The 23,212-nt window shown below is 45.0% G+C and carries 22 protein-coding genes; 17 read left to right on the top strand and 5 right to left on the bottom strand.

Annotation, left to right across the window (positions count from 1 at the left end; translation table 11 throughout):
* Window positions 1-143 precede the first annotated feature (143 nt).
* The 3 genes from PQG45_RS09120 to PQG45_RS09110 all read left to right on the top strand — a co-directional run bounded on the left by PQG45_RS09120 (window position 144) and on the right by PQG45_RS09110 (window position 2,877).
* Window positions 144-1,409, top strand: coding sequence for a DUF2264 domain-containing protein (locus tag PQG45_RS09120; protein ID WP_316070725.1), 1,266 nt, complete (start codon window positions 144-146; stop codon window positions 1,407-1,409).
* 83 nt (window positions 1,410-1,492) lie between these two features.
* Window positions 1,493-1,936, top strand: coding sequence for a DinB family protein (locus PQG45_RS09115; RefSeq protein ID WP_315574332.1), 444 nt, complete (start codon window positions 1,493-1,495; stop codon window positions 1,934-1,936).
* Between the two features lie 86 nt (window positions 1,937-2,022).
* Complete coding sequence (locus tag PQG45_RS09110; RefSeq protein ID WP_316070724.1) at window positions 2,023-2,877, top strand: ThuA domain-containing protein; 855 nt, start codon at window positions 2,023-2,025, stop codon at window positions 2,875-2,877.
* Here the strand turns inward: PQG45_RS09110 and PQG45_RS09105 are convergent.
* Entirely contained in the window at window positions 2,874-3,140 is a 267-nt protein-coding gene (locus tag PQG45_RS09105) for a hypothetical protein (RefSeq protein ID WP_315574328.1), read from the bottom strand. The two genes, PQG45_RS09110 and PQG45_RS09105, sit on opposite strands and share 4 nt — an antisense overlap.
* A 5-nt stretch (window positions 3,141-3,145) precedes the next feature.
* Window positions 3,146-3,865 (bottom strand): pirin family protein, encoded by a 720-nt coding sequence (locus PQG45_RS09100; protein WP_315574326.1) that lies wholly within the window; start codon window positions 3,863-3,865, stop codon window positions 3,146-3,148.
* Window positions 3,866-3,965: 100 nt separating this feature from the next.
* On the opposite strand from PQG45_RS09100, the gene PQG45_RS09095 reads away from it, so the two are divergent.
* Window positions 3,966-4,700, top strand: a complete 735-nt coding sequence (locus PQG45_RS09095) for an LOG family protein (protein WP_315574324.1) — start codon at window positions 3,966-3,968, stop codon at window positions 4,698-4,700.
* On the top strand, window positions 4,697-6,205 hold the full coding sequence (locus PQG45_RS09090) for a carboxylesterase/lipase family protein (RefSeq protein ID WP_315574323.1): 1,509 nt from the start codon (window positions 4,697-4,699) through the stop codon (window positions 6,203-6,205). Before PQG45_RS09095 ends, PQG45_RS09090 begins: the two co-directional genes overlap by 4 nt.
* A 2-nt stretch (window positions 6,206-6,207) precedes the next feature.
* On the opposite strand, the gene mscL is transcribed toward PQG45_RS09090, so the two are convergent.
* Window positions 6,208-6,579: a large conductance mechanosensitive channel protein MscL gene (mscL, locus tag PQG45_RS09085; RefSeq protein WP_315574322.1), complete on the bottom strand. Its 372-nt coding sequence runs from the start codon at window positions 6,577-6,579 to the stop codon at window positions 6,208-6,210.
* Window positions 6,580-6,636: 57 nt separating this feature from the next.
* Here mscL and PQG45_RS09080 point away from each other — a divergent pair, with 57 nt between their 5' ends.
* From PQG45_RS09080 to PQG45_RS09070, 3 genes are all read left to right on the top strand, one after another.
* Window positions 6,637-6,957: a DUF6370 family protein gene (locus tag PQG45_RS09080; protein ID WP_315574321.1), complete on the top strand. Its 321-nt coding sequence runs from the start codon at window positions 6,637-6,639 to the stop codon at window positions 6,955-6,957.
* 140 nt (window positions 6,958-7,097) lie between these two features.
* Window positions 7,098-7,373, top strand: a complete 276-nt coding sequence (locus PQG45_RS09075; protein ID WP_315574320.1) for a hypothetical protein — start codon at window positions 7,098-7,100, stop codon at window positions 7,371-7,373.
* A gap of 100 nt (window positions 7,374-7,473) precedes the next feature.
* On the top strand, window positions 7,474-8,652 hold the full coding sequence (locus PQG45_RS09070) for a cytochrome-c peroxidase (RefSeq protein WP_315574319.1): 1,179 nt from the start codon (window positions 7,474-7,476) through the stop codon (window positions 8,650-8,652).
* Window positions 8,653-8,655: 3 nt separating this feature from the next.
* Here the strand turns inward: PQG45_RS09070 and PQG45_RS09065 are convergent, their stop codons facing one another.
* Entirely contained in the window at window positions 8,656-9,783 is a 1,128-nt protein-coding gene (locus PQG45_RS09065) for a glycosyltransferase family 4 protein (protein ID WP_315574318.1), read from the bottom strand.
* A 38-nt stretch (window positions 9,784-9,821) separates the two neighbouring features.
* Here PQG45_RS09065 and PQG45_RS09060 point away from each other — a divergent pair, with 38 nt between their 5' ends.
* Both PQG45_RS09060 and PQG45_RS09055 read left to right on the top strand, forming a co-directional pair.
* Window positions 9,822-10,073, top strand: a complete 252-nt coding sequence (locus tag PQG45_RS09060) for a hypothetical protein (protein ID WP_315574317.1) — start codon at window positions 9,822-9,824, stop codon at window positions 10,071-10,073.
* Between the two features lie 45 nt (window positions 10,074-10,118).
* A complete protein-coding gene (locus PQG45_RS09055; protein ID WP_315574316.1) occupies window positions 10,119-11,747 on the top strand; it encodes a carboxylesterase/lipase family protein in 1,629 nt (542 codons plus the stop codon).
* A 28-nt stretch (window positions 11,748-11,775) separates the two neighbouring features.
* Here the strand turns inward: PQG45_RS09055 and PQG45_RS09050 are convergent, their stop codons facing one another.
* Window positions 11,776-12,738: a zinc-binding alcohol dehydrogenase family protein gene (locus PQG45_RS09050; RefSeq protein WP_315574315.1), complete on the bottom strand. Its 963-nt coding sequence runs from the start codon at window positions 12,736-12,738 to the stop codon at window positions 11,776-11,778.
* A gap of 194 nt (window positions 12,739-12,932) precedes the next feature.
* Between PQG45_RS09050 and hemN the strand changes: the two genes are divergently transcribed.
* From hemN to PQG45_RS09015, 7 genes are all read left to right on the top strand, one after another.
* The gene (gene hemN, locus PQG45_RS09045; RefSeq protein WP_315574314.1) at window positions 12,933-14,288 is read left to right on the top strand and encodes an oxygen-independent coproporphyrinogen III oxidase; all 1,356 of its coding nucleotides are present in this window, start codon (window positions 12,933-12,935) and stop codon (window positions 14,286-14,288) included.
* A 78-nt stretch (window positions 14,289-14,366) separates the two neighbouring features.
* A complete protein-coding gene (locus tag PQG45_RS09040) occupies window positions 14,367-15,446 on the top strand; it encodes a Fic family protein (RefSeq protein WP_315574313.1) in 1,080 nt (359 codons plus the stop codon).
* Between the two features lie 58 nt (window positions 15,447-15,504).
* Window positions 15,505-18,771 carry a mannonate dehydratase gene (gene uxuA / locus PQG45_RS11885; protein ID WP_315574312.1) on the top strand — a complete coding sequence of 1,089 codons (3,267 nt, stop codon included), beginning with the start codon at window positions 15,505-15,507 and terminating at the stop codon, window positions 18,769-18,771.
* 1 nt (window position 18,772) lies between these two features.
* Complete coding sequence (locus PQG45_RS09030; protein WP_315574311.1) at window positions 18,773-19,531, top strand: SDR family NAD(P)-dependent oxidoreductase; 759 nt, start codon at window positions 18,773-18,775, stop codon at window positions 19,529-19,531.
* Entirely contained in the window at window positions 19,531-20,799 is a 1,269-nt protein-coding gene (locus PQG45_RS09025) for an MFS transporter (RefSeq protein WP_315574310.1), read from the top strand. The genes PQG45_RS09030 and PQG45_RS09025 overlap by 1 nt, the downstream gene beginning before the upstream one ends.
* A 4-nt stretch (window positions 20,800-20,803) precedes the next feature.
* Window positions 20,804-21,736 carry a 3-keto-disaccharide hydrolase gene (locus tag PQG45_RS09020; protein ID WP_315574309.1) on the top strand — a complete coding sequence of 311 codons (933 nt, stop codon included), beginning with the start codon at window positions 20,804-20,806 and terminating at the stop codon, window positions 21,734-21,736.
* A gap of 108 nt (window positions 21,737-21,844) precedes the next feature.
* Entirely contained in the window at window positions 21,845-23,098 is a 1,254-nt protein-coding gene (locus PQG45_RS09015; RefSeq protein WP_315574308.1) for a YeiH family protein, read from the top strand.
* The last annotated feature ends 114 nt before the right edge of the window (window positions 23,099-23,212 follow it).

The following is a 23,212-nucleotide window of genomic DNA, read 5'->3' as shown; positions in this document are numbered from 1 at the left end:
ATACGTTTTAAGCCCTTATTGTTTTTGCGTGGAAATGCATAAATTGCTTTCATATGAAAAACTTGGCCTTAAATTACATGGTCAATTGTTAGCGTATTGCGCCAACATGTCCTGAAAAAAATTATTTGAACAAATTTGAGTTTATGAATTACAAGATGGAGCGTAGAAATTTCCTTCAAAAATCTGTGTTATTAAGCTTTCTGCCTTGGGTAAAAGGGAATAGGCAAGAAAAGGGTATAGCTTCCTCAGATCGCACTTATTGGGTGCATATAATGGATAAAATCGCCGCCCCTATTCTGAAAAATATGTCTAAAGGGGAACTGCGCAAAAACATGATCATTGCTTACAGTCCTACTTGGGATCATCGCGCATCCGATGTCGCATACATGGAGGCTTTTGGCCGTTTATTAATTGGCATCGGTCCATTTTTAGCCTTACCGGATGACGTGAGTTCTGCCGCCGCCCGGGAGGAAACGAATATCCGAAAGCGGATGAAGGAGCAAACCTTGGCAGCGCTGAGACATGCCGCGGATCCTTTAAGTCCCGACTACTTATATTGGGGTTCACCCACTTCCAAACAACCCTTGGTTGATGCCGCATTTATTGCGCAGGCTTTTTTGATCGCCCCTACTGCATTGTGGGAACCATTGTCGGCCGAAACCAAAATGAATTACATTCGAGAGTTTACGACGATCCGACAAATCACGCCGCCCAATAATAATTGGGTTCTTTTTGCAGCTACGATTGAGAGTTTTCTTCTGAATATTGGTAAACCTTTTGATGCTGCGCGCATCGATCAGGCGATTGCCAAAATCCAGTCTTGGTATGTAGGTGATGGCTGGTATAAGGATGGTGAGAAATTTCATTTCGATCATTACAATGGTTTTGTGATTCATCCCATGTTGATCGACGTCATGCGGGTTAATTTGGCCAAAGGCCGTTTATCCCAAGCCGATTTTGATTTAGCCTACAAACGGATGCAGCGCTATGCGAGTTTTCAGGAGCGCTATATTTCGCCAGAAGGCACTTTTTTGGTGGTAGGTCGCTCGTCAACGTATCGGGTCGGTCTATTCCAACCGCTCGCGAAATTGGCTTTAGAAAATGCCTTACCTGAAGGAGTAAGTTTAGCGCAAGTTCGCTCAGCTTTGACGGCCGTATTTCGTCGGGTGTTTGTTTCGTCGACCTTCGATCGAGACGGATGGTTGACCTTGGGTTTGGTGGGCGCCAATCAAGCGAATATCGCAGATTCGTATTCCAATACAGGAAGTATGTATTTAACATCCGCGGCATTTTTGCCTTTGGGCTTGCCGGCGAGTCATTCATTTTGGACGGATGCCGATGCGGATTGGACGCAGAAGAAGGCATGGACCGGGCAGGTATTTCCGAAGGACTACGCCGTCGACTTCTAACTTAACCTTTGGCAATCCTCCTCAGGTTTGCCAAAGGTAGTTGTCCAGAAACGAAAAACGCGTATAAAAACTGATAAAAAAAGATGCTACAAGAACTCATTGCCCTGTATGACCGGGATTTAAAAGCCCTTCGAAAAGAGATTGAATTATATTCCTCGGATAGCCATGTTTGGCAGGTTGCAGAAGGAATCAACAATCCGGGCGGAAATGTATTCCTGCATTTGATGGGGAATCTAAATACATTTTTTGGGGCGGTCTATGCAAACACGGGCTATGTCCGCGACCGACCGCTGGAATTTACCGCGCGGGATATTCCACGGAAAATGTTACTACAAATGCTTGATGAAATTCATCCTATCGTACTTCAGGTTTTGCGTGATTTTCCGGCCAACAAATTAGGAGATATTTACCCCATCCGAATCTTCGATGAGGATAAAACAAATGGGTATATTTTTATCCATTTGGAGACACATTTGGCCTATCATTTAGGCCAAATAAATTACCACCGTAGGCTCTTAAATTCCTAATAGCTCTACTACCTTTGGCAAACCTTGGAGGATTGCCAAAGGTAAGGTGTGCAAATAAGATAACTGACAAAAAAACTGATAAACAAATGAAAAAATTCTTAAAAATTCTGGGAGTGACTTTGCTTAGCATCATCCTATTGCTTTCTGTCGCCTTGGGGACCTTTATGTACAAAGTGAAGTACGGTTTCCCCGTGAGTTACGAAACGGAAAAACCCGCGATTCAATTTCCGGCAAACCGGCCAGCCATTTTGGTCTTTACCAAAACAACAGGCTTCCGCCACGCAGAATCAATCGATGCCTCGATTCCTCTGTTGAAAGGTCTAGGCAAAGCCCACAACTATTTTGTCTACGAAACGGCTGAGGGTGGGGTGTTTAATTCTGAACAATTGAAGCAATTTAGCTTGGTGATTTTTGATAATTCGACGGGACGGGTGTTGGATGACGACCAACAAGCTGCTTTGGAAAAATATGTGGAAGAAGGTGGTTCGCTCATGGGAATTCACGGCGCGGGAGATGATTCGCACCGCTGGGATTGGTATGAAACAAACCTTTTGGGAGCCAAATTTTCACATCATCCCTTGAATCCGCAGTTCCAACAATCCGATGTGCGCTTGTCGGAAAATGTCGATTCTTTGTTTTCGAAAAACTTGGTGAAACAATGGAGTAATACCGACGAATGGTATGTGTTTTTTAATCAACCCAAAGACGTAACGGTCTTGTATTCCATCAATGGAGACAAGATCATTCCGAACGGAAATATGCTTTGGATGACGGATAAAAACTTCGGAATGGGAGCAAATCACCCGGTGGCCTGGTACCGTCAAGTAGGAAAAGGAAAAACCTTTTATACGTCGATGGGACACTCGGCAGTGGTTTGGCAAAATCCAGACTACCTAAAACTTATCGAACAAGGCATCGCCTGGAGTATTCAAAAAAATTAGTCCAAATAGGGCATTAACTCCGCGCGCAACAAACCACTCCCTCCTCCATAATGCTGGATGATCGGTAGGCTTACTTGCGCGCGGATTTTTGCTTCATCTGCCTCCGAAACGCTGCTACTCAACAACACAAGGTCGAATCTAGCGTTCAAAAGTTCATCCACTTCTGCAAAGGATACCGCTTCGGCCGTTTCATATTGATTAATCAAACGGACCAAAACGGCTACGATATCAGGATTTCCTCCGAAGACAGCTATTGTTTTCATGCGCATTAAAATTGCATCGGAACTTCCATGAGTAAAATCTCCGCATCGGCCGACAAGGCTTTTAATTCAAATGCCTCAGCGCCACGAATGCCTAAGCCATCGCGCGTGGATAGGGTTTGACCATCGAGTTCAAAACTGCCCGAAAGAACAAAGGCATAAACCCCATTTCCGGCTTTATTTATCGTATAGTTCGTAGCAATATCCTGATCAAATTTTCCCATATGGAACCAGGCATCTTGGTGAATCCAAACGCCGGCATCTTCTGAATTCGGGGATAAAATTTGTTGCAATTGATTGTGGCGGTCTGCTACATTCAATGTGATTTGATCATAACGAGGCGTTACATTTTTCTTGTTCGGGAAAACCCAAATCTGTAAAAATTTAACCGTAGAATCTTTGCTGTGATTGTATTCGCTGTGGTAAATACCCGTACCCGCACTCATGACTTGGATATCGCCATGTCGAATCACAGCCTTATTTCCCATGCTGTCTTGGTGTTCTAGATCTCCTTCCAAGGGGATACTGATGATTTCCATGTTGTCATGTGGATGTTGGCCAAAGCCCATACCACCTGAAACGGTATCGTCATTCAATACACGCAATGCACCAAAATGGATGCGCGATGGATTGTGGTAATTGGCAAAACTAAAGGTGTGGTAGCTGTTAAGCCAACCATGGTTTGCGGCTCCGCGGGAATCAGCTGTGTGTAATTCGTAAGTTTTCATAAGGGACGGAATAATTTCAGCAAAGCTAGTATTTATTTGATTTGCTTGCGGTTAAAATGTAGAATTTAGGCGTAGTTTTGGTCTAAACTTAATTTAACAAATGAACGGTAATTCTGAAAACGCTTTTTTGGCTGGTCCTCGTTCCCGCTGGAAAGAATTTTTATTTTCATTGGAGGTATTATTCCAATTTATCAAAGGATTTCGTAACCTACATTTTGTTGGTCCCTGCATCACCATTTTTGGTTCCGCGCGATTCGGCCCTGAAGATGTGTATTATCAAACCACGGAAGAGCTTGCGACGCGCTTAGGCAAAAGTGGTTTTGCGATTATGACGGGTGGAGGGCCGGGTATCATGGAGGCGGCCAACAAGGGAGCTAAAAACGCGGGAGCCTTATCCTTGGGTTGTAATATCGAACTTCCCTTTGAACAACATCCAAACCCCTATTTAGACCGCATGGTCAACATACGCTATTTCTTTGTGCGTAAAGAATTGTTGCGAAAGTATTCTTCCGGTTTTGTCATCATGCCGGGCGGCCTGGGGACCCTAGACGAGTTTTTTGAAGTGATAACACTTATTCAAACAGGGAAAATGAAAAACTTCCCCGTCGTGGTGATGGGCCTGGAATACCATGAACAACTCATGCGTTATTTTGAGGCGCTGATTCATGAGGCAACAGTGAGCTCAACAGATTTCCAGCATATCTTATTCACGGATGATATCGCACAGGCGGAACAGCATATTCGAAACTTTACGGACATGTCGCCAGAAAAACTTAAACAAACGAATGCCCCTTTATGGATTCTGGGGGAAAGAAAAATAACACGAAAAAAATGAAAAAATCGCTGATTTTATTTTGCTTTATCGCATTTAACGGAATGGCACAATCTGTGCAGGTAAAGACCCAACAAGGAGTCGTAGAGGGTGAAAAGTTGGGTTCGATACACCGTTTTTTAGGTATCCCTTTTGCGCAGCCCCCCGTAGGGGATTTGCGCTGGAAAGCTCCACAAGAAATGGACGCTTGGACTGGGGTTAAAGTCACTAAAGCCTATGGCCCCAGCCCCATGCAGTCGGAACCCAAACCCTTTATGGTTTGGTCGGAGGAATACCTAATTCCCAAGGAGCCCATCAGCGAGGATTGTCTATACTTGAATGTTTGGAATGATTCGAAAGGCAAAGCGTCCAAACCCGTTTTGGTTTATATTTATGGGGGAGGTTTCCGAAGCGGAGGCGCGGCATGTCCCATTTATGATGGGGCCGCTACTGCCTCCAAAGGGGTTGTTTTTGTTAGTATCAATTACCGGGTCGGAACCTTTGGTTTTTTGGCACATCCTGAACTTAGCAAAGAATCCGCAGCGGGTGTCTCTGGTAATTATGGGTTGTTGGATATGATTGCGGCATTGAAATGGATAAAAGCAAATATCGCTGCTTTTGGTGGAGATCCGAATCAAGTGACCATTGCTGGACAATCCGCGGGAGCATTTGCTGTGAATTATTTATGTGCCTCTCCGCTAGCAAAAGGGCTTTTTAAACGAGCCATTGCCGAGAGCGGAAGTGCCATGCTTTCGACTCCCTTACGACCTGCATTATCTCAAGCGGCTGCGGAGGCGACCGGTGTTTCATTTGCCGCGAAATTAGGTGCCGAAAATTTACAAGGCTTGAGAGCTAAATCGGCGAAGGAAATTTTGGCGGCCCCTGGAGGATTATCTTCTCCGTATTTAGATGGTTACGTGGAGCCCTTGAACATGGCGAATGCTTATGCTGAAAAACAAACGAACGATGTGGATTTATTATTGGGTTGGAACTCGGAAGATGTCGTTTCAAATCGCTGGTTGCCAGCGCAGGAATACCAACAAAATTTGACCAAAAAATATGGCGAAAAGGCTGCGAATTTTTTGACTTACTATCCAGCAACAAATGATGCGGAGGCTGCGATTTCACAACGCAATTTAAGTCGGGACGAAACCTTCGGAGCCGGTGTGTTTTTCTGGGCCAAAACGCAATGGAAACATGGTAAATCCCCCGTTTACCTCTATAATTTCAATCGGCAGATTCCCGGCGATACGCCCGAAACCCAAAATGGCGCATTTCATACGGGAGAGGTTCCGTATGCATACGATAACTTAGCAAAAGTGAAAAGGCCTTACCAGAATGTCGATCACCAACTCGCCAAGTACTTGTCGAATTATTGGGTCAATTTTGCAAAGACGGGGAATCCGAATGGGGCGGGCCTGCCGCTTTGGCCGCGTTTCCAGGAGGGAAATCAAGTCATGCTGTTGGATGTTGAAACAAAGGCTTCATCCTTGCAAAATGTCCAAGCGCTTGACTTGCTCGCGCAGTAGCGTTACTTTTTTAGTAGATCACGGATCTCGGTGAGTAATTCGACTTGAGGGTCTTTTTTGGTTTCCTCTGTGGGGACTTCGACCAAATTAACTTTGTTGATTGCCTTGATGATGGCAAAAAGTACGAGGGAAATTAAGACAAACTGAATAATGGCAGCAAGTGATTTTCCATATTTTACGGCACCCCAGGAAAGTTTATCGATGTCGGCAACTCCTGCCGCTTCAATGGCCGGGGTCAGGATTAACGGCGTGATAATGTCGGACACGAGGGAATTAATGATGCTCGAAAATGCCGCCCCGATGACCACGGCAACGGACAATTCAATAACATTTCCTTTGATGGCGAAGGCCTTAAATTCTTTTATCCAATTCATGTGCGAAATCATTTAAAGCCCAAAGATAAACCCTTATTTTGCACAAAAATACACATCATGAAAAACTATTTATTGGGATTTTTACTGTTATCGTTTTCGAGCTTTGCGCAAAAACCCTTTGGGAAAATGAATCCCATGCAGCCAGTGGATACACTGGCGGCTTCCTGTGGCTCCTGCAATTTTAAGATGGTGAAGAAAGGCTGTTATTTGGCCGTTCAAATCAAAGACATCGCCTATGAGGTAAAGGGAACGGGCTTGGATGATCATGGCGATGCCCATGCTACAGATGGTTTTTGCATGGCGGTGCGCAAGGCCCGCGTACAAGGAAAAGTAGAAAACGGATTCTACGTGGCGACGTATTTTGAGTTATTGAAATAAAAAACACCACACGAAAATCGGGCGGTGTTTCTGAATTACAATTATCAACAAAAAAATAACGACTTTTATCGGCTATACACGATTTACTTAACTCAAGTATTTTAGTACTTTTGAAACTTCATCCTAGTCATAATCAACCTATGAAAAAGTTTTTATTCGTCGCTGCTTCCATCGCCTTATTTTCTTTTGCAGCAGATAAATTTATCACGATGCGTATACCTGAGCCAACGGTGAATTACCATTGGAACAATTTGAATAACATCAAAGTCATCGCTGACCAAAGTAACTTGCCGCATGCGCAAGTGAAATTCATTATCGCGTCGATCGATAGTTTACAAAAAGACATGGCGAAAAATGCACGTTTGGATAGTACGGTAGCAGGACCTGCACCTGCAGCTGCGCAAAAGAAAAAATAGCGTCAAATTAAGACGGTTTGACTGCCTGTTCGTTGGATAGGTCTACTTGGAATGAGCATTGAGCCTTTTCCCGTTATCTTTCCTGTCTAAAAAACACCCGATGCGTTATCTTATCTTACTATTGGCATTTGTACTCATTCAGTGTACAACAACAGAACAAGTTGATTCAAGCTCTTTAAGTTTGGCGTCTGCTAAGTCGCAGTTTAGCGCGACAATCGATTTTGACAATCCTGCAAATTATGCGAATCAGTCGAAGCCGGCTTACATAACAAAAGACAATGTAGGCGGTAATGGCATCATCGATAAACAAGCTACATTAGGCCGAATCCTTTTCTATGATAAGAACCTAAGTATTGATAACAGCATTTCCTGCGGGTCTTGTCACAAACAGGCCATTGCCTTCAGTGATACCGCTATTCAAAGTTTGGGAGTATCGAATGGAAAAACCATTCGGCATTCGATGCGCTTAATCAATGCGCGTTTTGCGAATGAAAGCAAGTTTTTCTGGAACGAGCGCGCGAATAACTTGGAAACGCAGACAACAATGCCCATTCAAGACCACCTTGAAATGGGTTTCAGCGGCGAATCAGGTCGTGGGAATCTGAATACCTTATTGGCGAAACTACAAGCGATTCCTTATTATCCTGAATTGTTTACGTGGGCCTATGGTGACAACCGTGTCACCGAAACGCGTATGCAAAGCGCACTCGCGCAATTTATTCGAAGCATTCAATCCTTTGATTCGAAATATGACGCGGGTCGTTCACAAGTTCAAAATGACCAGGCCTCTTTTCCTAATTTTACAGCCCTGGAGAATCAAGGGAAAACGCTGTTTTTAACGCCGCCGGTATTTAACGCCAACAGTGAGCGTGTAGGTGGGGGTTTCGGATGTCAAGGCTGTCATCAAGCGCCGGAATTTGATATTGACCCAAACAGTCGCAACAATGGGATCATTGGGGTGATTGGGAGCACGGATCTGGACGTGGGGGTAACTCGGGCTCCTTCATTACGCGATGTCGTTAATGAACAGGGGAACGTGAATGGGCCACTGATGCATACGGGAGCCGTCCGTGGATTGAATAATATGTTGGGGCACTACAATGACATCAATGCCCCTGCGCGAAATACAAATTTAGATCCACGTTTGAGACCCAATAATATAGGTCAAAAGCTACAGATGACCCCCAATGAAATTACGGCTGTAGTCCAATTTTTACGGACGCTATCGGGAAAGAATGTGTATGTGGATAAAAAATGGTCTGACCCTTTTGTAAAATAAGGTTTAGCGCTTGCCCAAATGCTGAAATCCTGAAAGCATTTCTGCTGCTAACCGCTCAACACTGAAAATTTGAGAATTCCGCTGGGAAAATCCTTCAATGGCTGCTTGTTGTCTTGGGAAATCCGCTAAGAATTGTTGGATTTTATGGATGTTTGCAGGGCTTGTAATATCCGAAAGGACGAGGCCATTTTGACCATCAATGACCAGGTCGTTTGCGCATCCACAAGCCTCCGTACAAATGACGGGTTTGTGTAATTCCTGTGCCTCATTGGCCACCATTCCCCATGTTTCAGCAGTGGAAACCAACATTAAGGCCGTAGCGTGTTGATAGAGGTTGGCCAAATTTCCCCAAGCAACAGTCCCTAATAAATGCACATTATCAATCGATTCTCGCTGTTTTTTTAGCGTCAACTCGTCGTGTTGTGGCCCATTGCCTACGACCAACAGGTCCATGGGCAGGTGTTTCAACAGGTCAAATAACGCGGGTAAATTTTTCTCGGGAGACAAGCGGCCCACAAATAATAAATAGGGTTTATTGTGCGGATTTTCCGGTTGAGTGGGTAGCGTTGCATGAAAAGCAATCTTGTCAAATGCATTCAAGTAACTTAGAATTTGACGTTTCCCTACGCCCGACTGGAATAGAAATTTATTCGTATTGAGGCCATAAGAGAAAAAGCCGTAACATAGCCGAATTAAAAATCTTTTGTATGTCGTCTTAAGCGTATTTGCCAGCGCATTTCCGCGGGCAGATAAGTTTTCAATCGATTCGACAGTCATGATGGTTTTGATGCCGATGCATTTACTCAAAAGCAAAACCGGTAAAGTTCCCACCTCGCTGTAACCTGTCAAGTTGATCACATCGGGTCTAAATGCTAGGATAATTCGGATCCAATCCCACGTCGTTTTCCAGGGAGATACTTGCTGCAAGGGAATGCGATTTAATAGTCGAACGGGAAATCGGTAAGCATAATTAGCTACATCAAAATCGACCAAATCTTCACGACCTTTTTCAGTTATCGCCGTTTGGACAACCAATACTTCATCTTCGGGCGCACATGTCTGAGCGATTTTTTCGAAAACCACCGACTTGTATTGAGACCACAATAAGTTATGTAAGATTAATATGCGCATGAGTCGTTTGCAAAGCTACGGGCTTTTTGGCTAAATTCGTGCAAAATCCAAAAATCATGGCGGAATGTAAATTGAAATCGGATGCGCAATCGCAGGCATGGTATAAAGAACAGATTTCGCTGTTGGACCCCCTGATTTTAGAACTTGGATTAAGCCAACCAGCACTTCGTGCATTGGTAAATTTGGAGCTTAGCAGCGTATCGGATTTAAAAAGATTGAACAAGGAAACCATCTATAATAGTCATGGTATCGGGCCAAAGGCATACAGAAAGTTGGAAACACTGTTCTAAACTTGTATTATTGTATCAAATCGTGACAATATAAACCTATTACACATGAAAAAAATGTTATTGACCATGGGCTTTGGCCTATTGTGTTCATGGGCTTCTGCTCAATCCGTTAATTTATTTCCTGTTCAAACGACGATCCAGCATGGCGTGATTGAAGGAAATTATGATACCAAAACAGGTGTTCAAAAGTATTTTGGTGTTCCATTTGCGAAACCACCGGTGGGGGAATTGCGTTGGAAAGCACCTCAACCTTTAGCTCCTTGGAAAGGGGTGAAGGAAACGAAGAAATTCGGTCCGCGTCCGATGCAGGGAATCGTATTTGGCGATATGATGTCACGTTCAGAAGGCTTAAGTGAGGATTGTTTATACCTGAATGTATGGACACCTTCAAAACGAAATACAAAAAATCTACCCGTATTAGTTTATTTCTATGGTGGTGGCAATGTTGCTGGAGATGGTTCTGAGCCACGTTATGATGGCGAAAGCATGTCGAAAAAAGGAGTGGTCGTTGTGACCTGTAACTACCGTTTGAATATTTTCGGAAACATGGCGCATTCGGAATTGAGCGCTGAGACAGCTTATAAAGGTTCTGGTAATTACGGATATTACGATCAATTAGCTGCTTTGCAATGGGTTCAAAAGAACATTGCTGCATTTGGTGGGGATCCAAACCACGTAACGATTGCTGGGGAATCTGCGGGATCCGTTGCGGTAAGTTATCAAATGACATCGCCACTTTCGAAGGGTTTAGTTCATGCGGCGATCGGTGAAAGCGGTGGAGGAATTGCTCCTACAATGTCACCTGTTTCGTTGGCGGATGCAGAAAAGAATGGATCTGAATTTTTACAAAAAGCAGGTGTAAAATCGATCAAGGAATTACGTAGCATGTCAACGAAAGACATCTTTGATATGTACCAAGATTCGAAACGTTTTGGTTTTCCGGTTGTATTGGATGGCCACTTCTTGTCGAAAAATTTATCAGAAGTATTCGCGGCAAAGGAACAACACCAAATCCCCTTATTAGTAGGTTGGAACTCAGCTGAAATTCCGGGAGGTGCATTCATGCAAGGCAAACCTTATACAGTTGAAAACTACATCGAACGTGTGAAGAAAGAATATCCGAATGATGTGGATAAGGTATTGAGTTTATATCCAGCCCATTCGGAAAAAGAAGTTGAATTGTCGGCAACAGCGCTTGCTGCAGATCGTTTCATTTCCTATTCTACTTGGAAATGGTTTGACTTACATCGCAATAACAGCAGCCAACCGGTTTATCGTTATTTATATAGCAAATTACGTCCGCCATTGGTTGATCAAAACACCGTTTCAGCATTAGCGGGAGGTACTGTTCGTCGGGAAGGGCCAGCGCAAACACCTCCTCCAGCGGTAGGTGCGCCTCATGCATGTGAAATTGAATATGCGATGGGTAATTTGCATTTGGTGAAGGAATATGCTTGGACTTCAGACGATTTCAAAGTGTCTGATACGATGTTAAATTACTTTACCAATTTTGTTAAATCGTATAATCCGAATGGAGATAAATTACCTGAGTGGCCTGCTGCGAAAGCGGGAGATGCAACACCTCCGGTTATGATTATCGATACAAATTCCCGAGCGGAAAAAGCGCTGAATGATGGTCGCTATCTATTTTTAGATAAGACATATTCGAAATAAGAATTTAAGGCGAATCGAAAGGTTCGCCTTATTTTTTTCCTTGAATGATGGCTTTGATGATTTTTCTTTCGGGCTCATGAATGCTTTGAAATTCAGCCCCCACAGTTGACCAGTCAAATAGATGACTGATGAACGGGTTCACATCAATTTTTTGCGTTTTCAGCAGATCCATCACATAAGTAAAGTCGGCGATCGTCGCATTCCGACTGCTCATGAGCGTGGCTTCCCGTTTGTGAAATTCAGGGTGTATAAATGAGATGGCTTCTTTCTGTAGTCCGATCAAAATATATTGCCCGCCATGGGCGATTTTGGCAAAGCCGGATTCAATGGCAGCTTTATTTCCGGTAGCATCGATGACAGTTTGATAAGTCGTTTGCGAAGCAGAAGATACCCCAAGATTTTTCTCGCAGAATGCCAAACGAGCCGGATTCGGTTCGGCAACTTCTACGTTGGCACCTTTAATTTTGGCCATCAAAATTGTGAATAAACCAATTGGCCCAGCCCCCATGACAAGGACCTTTTCGCCCGCTTGGATCTTTCCCCTTCTCACGCCATGTGCCGCAATCGATAATGGCTCCACCAGGGCAAGCTCGTCAGATGTAAGCCCATTTCCTGGTAGAATGTATCGATCCTCTACGACGATGTATTCGCGCATTCCGCCATCGGTGTGTACGCCAAAAACCTGCATGTTTTCACAGCAATTTGTTTTGCCTTGTACACAGGCAGAACAGGTTTGGCAATTGAAATAGGGAATAATTGTTACCCGTTCACCTGCTGTAAACCTATTCGATTCGACAACTTCCAAGGCTAATTCATGTCCTAAGATTCGCGGATATTGAAAGAAGGGTTGGTTGCCGGCAAACGCGTGTATATCGGTACCACAAATCCCGATCGCCTTTATACGTAAAAGGGAAAACCCATGCGGGCGGTGGGGAATTTCTGCTTCTTGTAATTCAAAGGTTCCCGGTTGGGTACAAGTCCATTGTTGCATTCGATTTCCATAGGTTTAGATTTTTGAATTTAGTAATTAAAATGGGAAGTCCGCATTTTGTGCGGAGTTCGATGTAGCTGTAGCGACGCGAAGCCCCTTTGGCAATCCTTTTAGGTTTGCTTGACGCGAGGTATCCTATCATACCTGATACTTATCATTTTTACGCTCCTCGGCACCTTTTACCTTTGCAATCTATGCAACAGGTATCGCTCGATTTACTTCAAAAATACAATGTTCCCATTCCCCGGTACACGTCCTACCCGACGGTTCCGTATTGGGATGAGACGATAGATGTCTCAACTTGGAAATCCTTATTTACCCAACGTTTTGACGAGAGTCGCGAGATAAGTTTATACCTGCATTTGCCTTTTTGTGAAAGTCTATGCACCTTTTGTGGGTGTAATAAACGAATTACGACGAATCATACTGTTGAGGAAACGTACATGTTGGCCCTCTTGAAAGAATGGGAAATATACCGCGCCATGATGCCGCATAAACCTATTATTCGGGAATTGCATCTGGGTGGTGGGACGCCAACCTTTTTCTCGCCGGGAAATTTAAAGTACCTGATTGAACATATTTTGGCAGATTCAGATGTACCTGCCGAACATGAGTTTGGTTTCGAGGGACATCCGAATAACACGACCTGGGAGCATTTGCAAACGCTTTTTGATCTCGGATTTAACCGCGTAAGTTTTGGTATGCAAGACAGTAATCCGGAAGTCCAAAAGGTGATTAATCGAATTCAGCCGCATGCCAATGTTGTACAGGTGGTACAATGGGCGAGGGAGATTGGCTATGAATCGGTGAATTTGGATTTGGTCTATGGTTTGCCGTTGCAGACCTTGCCTCGATTGGAGAAAACGATTCAAGATGCCTTGGAGATTAAGCCGGATCGTATCGCATTTTATTCCTACGCGCACGTGCCTTGGACAAGTAAGGCGCAACGCTTATTCGATGAACAGGATTTGCCTTCTGCGGATGAAAAGATGCAACTCTATCAACTAGGGAAAAAGCGATTCATGGAGGCGGGTTACACGGATATTGGCATGGACCATTTTGCCTTACCTGGCGATTTGATGGTTCAGGCGCATGAGGCAGGGAATTTGCATCGCAATTTTATGGGCTATACGGTCCAACAAACCGGCATGCTCGTGGGATTAGGTGTTTCGAGCATCAGCGATATTTATTATGGATTTGCCCAAAATAAAAAGACGATTCAGGAATATTACGAACAAATTAATCGCGGTGAATTAGCGGTTTTTAAAGGCTATTTATTGGATGAAGTGGACCAAAAAATGCGCCAATACATTCTCGATGTGGCTTGTCGGGGAAAAGCTCATTTCGCCAAAGAGGACCTGGAATTATTGCGCCAATATACCTTTCATGCATTAGACGAATTAGCCTTGGATGATTTGGTCACGTGGGGAGAACATGGATTGATTGTGACCGATTTGGGAAAACATTTCATTCGTAATATCTGCAAGGCCTTCGACCTAAAATTACTTTCCGCAGAAGTTCAGAAAAAGACATTCAGTCAAGCCGTGTAAAAACGAGTCGATCAATTTCATTAATCGACTCAAAATTTAACTATATTTGAGGCGATTAGACTTATTAATCGCCTCATTATGTATAACTGGCAACGAGATTCCTGGCCTCATTTTGAATTTGATACGACTGCTATCGAGTCGCGAATTTTTGCGTTTATGCAGAAATCGGGCGAATTGAGCGGTAAATTGGCCGCTTTGCCTCTGGTGGAGCGAACGGAAATGATGATACAGCTGATGGTTTCGGAGGCCCTAAAGACTTCTGAGATTGAGGGGGAATTTTACAGCCAGTTGGATATCATGTCTTCGGTTCGCCGAAATTTAGGTTTAGCTACTCAACATAAGATACATAATAAACAAAGCATCGGGCTTAGTGACATGTTGATGGATGTGCGAAATACCTACAATGAACCATTGACGGAAGTTCATTTAAAATATTGGCATCGTTTATTAATGGGAAGTGTTCCCGGGATTCAAGCGGGAGCATGGCGAACTGATGAAGCGCCTATGCAAATTGTTTCTGGATCTGTTGCTCAGCCTAAGGTTCACTACGAAGCCCCCCCTTCCATGCGTGTCCCAAAAGAAATGGAACAATTTATTTCTTGGTTCAATGAAAGCAATATAACTGCAGCGCCCGTTAAGGCGGCTGTGGCTCATTTATATTTTGAGGCAATTCACCCGTTCGAAGATGGGAATGGTCGAATCGGTCGTGCCATTGTGGAGAAAGCGCTTTCGCAGGGTTTGCAATGCCCCTTGCCATTTAGCATTTCAAAGGCCATTGAGGCAAATAAAAAGGCGTATTACCATAGGCTCCAACAAGCAGAAAAGAGTCTTAATATTACGGATTGGGTAACTTGGTTTGTAACGATGTTGTTGGAGGCGCAAACGTATGCCGACAAAATGATTCAGTTTACTATTTCCAAATGGCATTTTTTTGCCATCTTCGAACACAAACTAAATAATCGCCAAAGTAAAGTCATCAATCGAATGTTACTTGAAGGGCCAGATTCATTTCATGGTGGAATGAACGTTCGGAAATATGTGGGTATTACGGGAGCGTCTAGAGCAACAGCATCGCGTGATCTTCAAGAGCTCGTTTCTATGCAGGTGTTTACGCCAGTCGGTGCGGGCAGGTCAGCGCGTTACGAGTTGGTTTTTTAATCAGTATTTTTTGTGCATTTTGCGCTTTAATATTGCGTAAGCCTCTAAACAAAATTACATGATACACACGATGCGCTGGTTCGGTCCAAACGATCCTGTTTCGCTGATGGATATTCGGCAAGCCGGATGTACCGGAGTTGTCACCGCTCTTCACCAAATTCCCGTGGGCGAGGTGTGGCCCATCGAAGCGATTCAAGAACGCATTTCGATCATTGAAGCAGGGAATCAGGATTGGACACCTTTGCATTGGTCGGTCGTGGAATCGCTCCCCGTGCACGAAGGAATTAAGAAAGCCTTGCCTTCGCGTGAAGGATTCATTGAAAACTACAAAACCTCTTTACGAAATCTAGCGGCCTGTGGAATCAAAACGGTTTGCTATAATTTCATGCCCGTGCTCGATTGGTCACGGACCAAATTGAATTTTGAAATGCCAGACGGCGCACGCGCTTTGCGTTTTGTATGGACGGATTTTGCGGTATTTGATTTGCATATTTTGCAGCGTCCGGGGGCTGCTTCAGACTACACGCCGGCAGTTCAGACTGCGGCTGCTCAGCGTTTCGCAACAATGTCAAACGAGGAGAAAGTGGAGTTGAAAAACACGGCATTATTGGGTCTTCCCGGTTCAGAGGAGACCTTTCATTTAGAAAATTTCCAAAGTTTATTAGACGAATACCGCGATATTTCCGCCGACCAATTGCGCGAGAACCTGCACTTTTTTGTGCATTCTATTGCTCCTTTGGCACAGGAATTAGGCATTAATTTATGTATCCATCCCGATGATCCTCCGTTTCCATTATTAGGCCTTCCTCGTGTGGTGAGTACGGAAGAGGACCTTGCTTTATTGATGAATGCGTCTCCGGAACGTGCGAACGGCATTACGTTTTGCACGGGTTCATTGGGCGTTCGGGCTGATAATAATCTGCCTAAGATGATTCGTCGCTTCGCAGATCGCATTCATTTCTTGCATTTGCGAACTACTTTTAGAGAACAAAATGACCCCTTGATTTTCCACGAGGCACCTCACTTAACGGGGGACGTAGATATGTTTGAAGTTGTCAAAGCCGTTGTGGAGGAAGAAAAAAGACGTGGTGGCGCGGAGATTCCGATGCGCCCAGATCATGGTCACCAAATGTTAGACGATTTGAAAAAGAAAACCTATCCAGGCTATTCGGCAATCGGAAGATTGCGTGGTTTAGCGGAAATCCGCGGACTTGAATTAGCCATTCGCTCTTTTTTAGCGGTGTTTTTTGTGGTTTGCAGTTTCGCTGTAAAGGCGGATGATGGCTATCGCTTGTGGCTGAAATTTGATAAAGTAGCGTCTGCTTCTCGCTACACATCTTATGCGCAATCGGTTTCGTCGGAGTTTCCAACTTCCCCGATATTAGAAACGGCGCGTAAGGAATTAGGCCAAGGTCTGAAAGGATTAACAGGGATTGCACCTGTTGCGAAATCCGCGGATGGAAGCATCCAATTTGTGAAGGATGCTACGATTCCGGAGGAAGGGTTTGAGATTCAGGTGGATAAAAAAGTACAGGTAAAAGTGGATGGCCTAAGTGTACTGGGCCGGAAATATATTCGAATTAAAGCCAGCTCTGACCGCGGCATTTTGTACGGGGTTTTCGAATTATTGCGCATGATTCAGCAGGAGAAGCCTTTGGCAGATATCAGTTCTTCCCCCAAAGTCAAATTACGCATGTTGAACCACTGGGACAACGTCATGGGCACCATCGAACGCGGCTACGCTGGGGCTTCTCTTTGGAAATGGTATGAGTTGCCAGAAACGGTCGACCCGCGCTACACGGATTACGCCCGGGCAAACGCGTCCATCGGGATCAACGCGGTCTCCGTGAACAACGTCAATGCCTCGGCGAGGTTTATGACGCCGGAGTATTTGGCGAAAGTGAAAGTACTCGCCGACGTGTTCCGCCCTTATGGCATCAAACTGTTTTTATCCGTCAACTTTGCCTCGCCTAAGTTGGTGGGGAAATTGAAAACCTCAGATCCCTTGGATCCACAGGTTCGTGCGTTTTGGGCTTCCAAAACAAAAGAGATTTATGCCCAGATTCCGGATTTCGGGGGATTCTTAGTGAAAGCCAATTCGGAGGGCGAACCGGGGCCACAGGAATTCGGTCGGACACATGCCGACGGCGCAAATATGTTGGCGGAGGCGGTGAAACCCTTTAATGGAATTGTCATTTGGCGGGCCTTTGTATATGCACCTAACCCCAATGGGGATCGTTTCAAAGAAGCGTATAACGATTTCAAACCACTGGACGGAACTTTCGCGAAAAACGTGATCGTTCAAGTGAAAAATGGCCCGATCGACTTCCAGCCGCGTGAACCATTCCACCCACTTTTTGGCGCGATGCCGAAAACCCCTTTGGCCTTAGAATTCCAAATCACCCAAGAATACACGGGTTTCAGCACGAACGTTTTCTACCAATCCATCCTCTTTAAGGAATGCTTAGATTCCGATACCTACCAAAATGGCAAAGGCTCCACTGTCGCGAAAGTTATCGACGGCAGCCTTGGCAACGACCAAATTACGATGATGGCCGGCGTGGCGAACACGGGTTCTGACCGAAACTGGACCGGGCATTTATTGTCGCAAGCGAATTGGTATGCCTTCGGTCGATTGGCTTGGGATCACACCTTGAGCTCAGAGAAAATTGCAGATGAGTGGGTGAAGCAGACTTTGACGCGCGACGACAAAGCAGCCAAAACGGCATCGGATATCTTGATGAAATCCCGTGATACCTATGTGAAATTTACGACACCTTTAGGCCTGCACCACGTGATGGGCCAAGGGATTCACTGGGGCCCGGAGCCTTGGCTCGAGCGTAGCCAACGCCCCGACTGGACCTCGATTTATTACCACCGAGCAGATTCTGTAGGTCTAGGTTTTGACCGCAAAGCATCCGGCAGTAATGCACTGAGTTTATACCATCCGGCGGTCGCACAACAGTGGCTTGATCCTGCGAAGACGGATTTGAATTATCTATTGTGGTTTCACCACGTGGGTTGGAAAGAGAAATTGACTTCTGGGCGCACGCTTTGGGATGAATTCTGTTACCGCATGAATTCCGGTTTGCAGGAAGTGAAGGATTTGCAAAAGGACTGGGATTCGCTGCAAGGCAAGGTGGATCCGGAGATTTTTGCAGACGTTCGCGGACGCTTAGCCGCGCAACAACGGGAGTCTGTTTTATGGCGCGATGCGCATTTGCTGTATTTTCAAACCTATTCGAAATTACCGATTAGCTATGGGACGCCTGCGCGGACTTTGGCAGAAATAAAAGAAATTGTACGTATTTACCAACTGAAATAAGATGCAACAACCATTCTCATTGCAAGGGCGCGTGGCGCTCATCACGGGCGGCGGAACCGGAATCGGATTTGATATTGCCAAATGCTTCTTGGCTTCCGGCGCGACGGTCGTGATTACGGGTCGACGGGAAGAGGTACTGAAAGAGGCAGTTGCCAACTTAGGTTCAGGGGCACATTATGCGGTGAATGACGTTTCTGATTTGAGTCTGACTTCATCTTTAGTTGCTGAGCTGGTAGCTAAACATGGCGGAATAGACATACTCGTGAACAATGCGGGCATCAACATGAAACGCCCAGCTGTGGAAGTTTCAGATGACGATTTTGCGAACATTATTAACGTGAATTTGAATGCTGTTTTTTCCTTAACTCGAGAAGTAGGGAAACATATGTTGGAGCGAGGCAAAGGATCTATCATCATGATTTCCTCCATGGCGGCTTATTACGGAATTGACCGTGTGGCGGCTTATGCATCTTCAAAAACGGGAATCTATGGTTTAGTACGTGTGCTCGCTTCCGAATGGTCGGGCAAAGGTGTTCGCGTGAATGCGATCGCTCCGGGATTTATCGAAACGGCGATGAGTCGGACTGCCATGAATTCGGATCCGGATCGCAAACACAAGGCGATGGATCGCACGCCGATGGGCTATTTCGGGAAACCGGAGGATATCGGTTGGGCTGCGGTGTATTTGGCATCGGATGCTGCAAATTACGTAACAGGCGTCTCAATCCCGGTTGACGGCGGGAATTCAATCGGATTCTAATGAAAGGAAATTACCGCTGGGTGGTAGTCGCTCTCTTGTTTTTTGCGACGACGATCAACTATTTGGATCGCCAAGTAATCGGATTATTGAAGCCCACATTGGAGAAAGAATTGAACTGGTCGGAGACGGATTACAGTTTCATCGTGATGTGTTTCACGGCGTCCTATGCGATTGGCTTGTTGGCCTTTGGAAAGGTAATCGATAAGATAGGTTCCAAAATGGGTTACGCCATCTCCATCGTCATCTGGTCGTTTGCGGCGATGGCGCATGCCTTGGCAAAAACGTCGTTTGGCTTCGGCGCGGCGCGTGCTGCATTGGGAGCGGGTGAAGCGGGAAATTTTCCGGCAGCGATAAAGACGGTGGCGGAGTGGTTTCCGAAAAGAGAAAGAGCTTTAGCAACAGGTATTTTTAATTCCGGCGCAAACATAGGAGCCATGGTAGCACCCATCATGGTGCCTTGGATTTTAGGCGCGTATGGTTGGGAGGAAGCTTTCCTTATCACCGGGGCAATCGGATTTGTGTGGTTGATCTTGTGGTGGGTGTTTTATGAGGTGCCTTCGAAACATAAATCTGTGACGACTGAGGAATTAGCCCATATTCAAAACGTGGAGGAGGAAACGACCGAAGTCGCACCCATCGCCTGGGGCAAACTTTTCGGTTACCGACAAACCTGGGTATTCATCGTTGGCAAGTTTTTCACAGATCCTATCTGGTGGTTTTTCTTGTTTTGGTTGCCGTCATATTTCTCGACGACTTTTGCGTTAGACTTGAAAAAACCGAGTTTACATTTGGCGATATTGTTTACGTGTACTTCGATAGGGAGTATTGGCGGAGGCTATATTTCAGGATATTTCATTAAGAAAGGCTGGCCCGTTTACAAGGCACGGAAGTATTCGATGTTCTTTTTTGCGCTCTGTGCGGTGCCAATTATCGGGGCGCGTTGGGCGACGGATATTTGGCAAGCTGTCTTCTTAATTAGCATTGCGGCGTCTGCGCATCAGGCTTGGTCGGCGAATATTTTTACGACCGTTTCCGATATGTTTCCGAAGCATGCGGTTTCCTCCGTCGTGGGGATTGGGGGTTTGGCAGGATCTTTAGGTGGGGTCATTTTTCCTTATATTATTGGTGTTGTATTGGATGCATACAAGGCAGATCAGGCTTTGTCGGCCGGATATAATGTTATATTTGTAGCTTGTGGCTGCGCGTATTTGTTTGCGTGGTTACTCATTCATTTTATTTCGCCTAAAATGGAGGCGGTTAAATCATAGAACGATGAAAAAATTATTGATTGCTTTGTTGGCCTTTTCTTCCAGCGCATTTGCGCAAGAATACCATCCTTTGGAGGGTGCTTGGGATTTGACGGTTGCGATGGAAAATCGGAATGGTGGAGTATCAGCTGCGCCATCATGGTTGGAGGTTCGCCACTCGGGGCACAAGACGTTGTTTGGTCATTTTGTGGGAGATGGCGGTTCTTCGCGACCTATTGCTGAGGTGTTTTTTAAGGATGGCCATGTGTCGTTCAAGATTCCGCCACAGTGGGAGAAAGAAGAAGCGTATTTGAGTTTTGAGGGAGATTTGAAAGATGGGAAATTATCGGGAACCCTTGTTAAGCCAAACGGGAAATCCATGGCATTTACGGGCGTTCGCGCACCATCGTTATTGCGAACTCAGGCACCTGTTTGGGGCAAGCCGATTAAGCTATTGAATGGGAAAGACCTAACGGGTTGGAAGGCTTTGGGTCCGAAAAACCAATGGGTTGTGGAGAATGGCGTGATGAAGAGTCCAGCATCCGGGGCGAATATTTGTACGGAGCAAAAATTCACCGACTTCAAATTACACATTGAATTCCGTTTACCTCCAGGAAGTAATAGTGGGGTATATTTACGCGGCCGTTATGAGGTACAAGTGGAAGATAGTTATGGAAAAGAGCCCTATAGCATTTATTTAGGCGGAATTTATGGCTTTATTGATCCCTTGTTCCAGGCAGCAAAGCCGTCGGGCGAATGGCAAACCTACGACATCACCTTAGTAGGACGTAAAGTTTCAGTGACCTTAAATGGCCAAAAAGTAATTGTCGAATCGAATATTCCGGGCATCACGGGTGGTGCCATGGATAGTGACGAAGCAGCACCTGGCCCGATTATGATTCAAGGTGACCATGGTCCGGTGGAGTATCGAAATATAGTAATAACACCTGTATTGTGAGATTATCAGGAAACTTTTAGAATAAAATAGGAAATTGCTTTGGGGTAGACGCTGCCGGGGTCGCAGACCCCGGCAGCGTCACCTCCCCCACACCTTTATACCAACAACATGATAAAAAATAATCAACTACTCTCAGAAGACTGGACGGTCGTTTTTCTTGGATTTTTCCTCATTATTATCGCACTTCTTGGTATTCTGGTCCCCACCCCGAGTTTTGGTTGGGAGACAACTTCAGAGCTGACAGAAAAGGTCCTTTCTGGTAAAAATCTTATAAAATTAGTTCAGGTATTTGGCATTACTTATGTCATTGCCCTTTTATCAGCGCGTCTATTGGGTAAGTCAATTAAAGGTACAGCGAAAGGATTTCCCATTGTATTTGGGTTGACGAGCCTTGCGCTTATTTTGGCGGGTAATGCATTCTTGAAAAATTGGAATCTGGAAGCGGTGATTTTTAGTTTAGCGATTGGGCTTTTGTTGAGTAATTTTTTTACGCTGCCAGGGTGGTTGACCGAAACACTTTCAACGGAATTGTTCGTGAAAATAGGTTTGATCCTATTGGGAACAAGCGTGATTTTCGGAGACATTTTAAAGGCAGGGTCACTTGGGTTGATTCAGGCCTTGGTGGTGGTGATTTCGGTTTGGTACTTTGCATTTTGGGTTTCCAAAAAAATGGGCATCGATGAGGAATTCGCCATCATGATTTCGAGTGCGGTGTCTATTTGCGGCGTTTCGGCTGCGATTGCAACGTCTGGAGCCATTAAAGGGGATTCCAAAAAACTATCCTATGTCATCTCCATCGTCTTGATTACGGCGATTCCGATGATCATCTTTTTGCCATTTATTGCACAGGCTTTGGGTCTTTCGCAAGCAGTTACCGGTGCTTGGCTAGGTGGAACCATTGATACAACCGGTGCGGTCATCGCATCTGGAACGATGGTAGGCGAGGAGGCCTTGAAGATTTCGACGATTGTTAAATTCTCCCAAAACGTGTTATTAGGTTTCGCCGCTTTTGCCATCTCCATTTATTGGACGATGACAAACAATCAGTCGGATACCGTAAAAGAAAGTAAGCCTACATTGGGAATTATCTGGGAACGCTTTCCCAAATTCGTGCTAGGGTTTATTGCTGCATCATTGCTCTTCTCTTTTGTGATTTCGTCTGAAACGATTGATTCGGTTAAGGGAGGATTCAAAGCATTGCAAGGACTTTGGTTTGCCTTGGCATTTACTAGTATTGGCTTGGAAACCAAATTCTCAGACCTTTTCTCGAAGGAAGGCAAGAAGCCTTTATATGCTTTTTTAATCGCGCAATTATTTAACGTTTTTGTGACGCTGGCGGTGGCTTATCTATTGTTTAATTGATTATTAAACTTAATTCCATTCAGGCCAATTTTTTGCCATCTTCCTCAGTCTATTCGACTGTAGAGTACAACTGTGTTTACGCCTAAAAACCAATATTGAATTTAAAAACATACG

It is taken from the genome of Aquirufa regiilacus (assembly GCF_032470275.1).
GTDB classification, from domain to species: Bacteria; Bacteroidota; Bacteroidia; order Cytophagales; family Spirosomataceae; genus Aquirufa; species Aquirufa regiilacus.
Note: the sequence above shows the minus strand (reverse complement) of the source record. Positions and strands in the feature narration are given on the sequence as shown.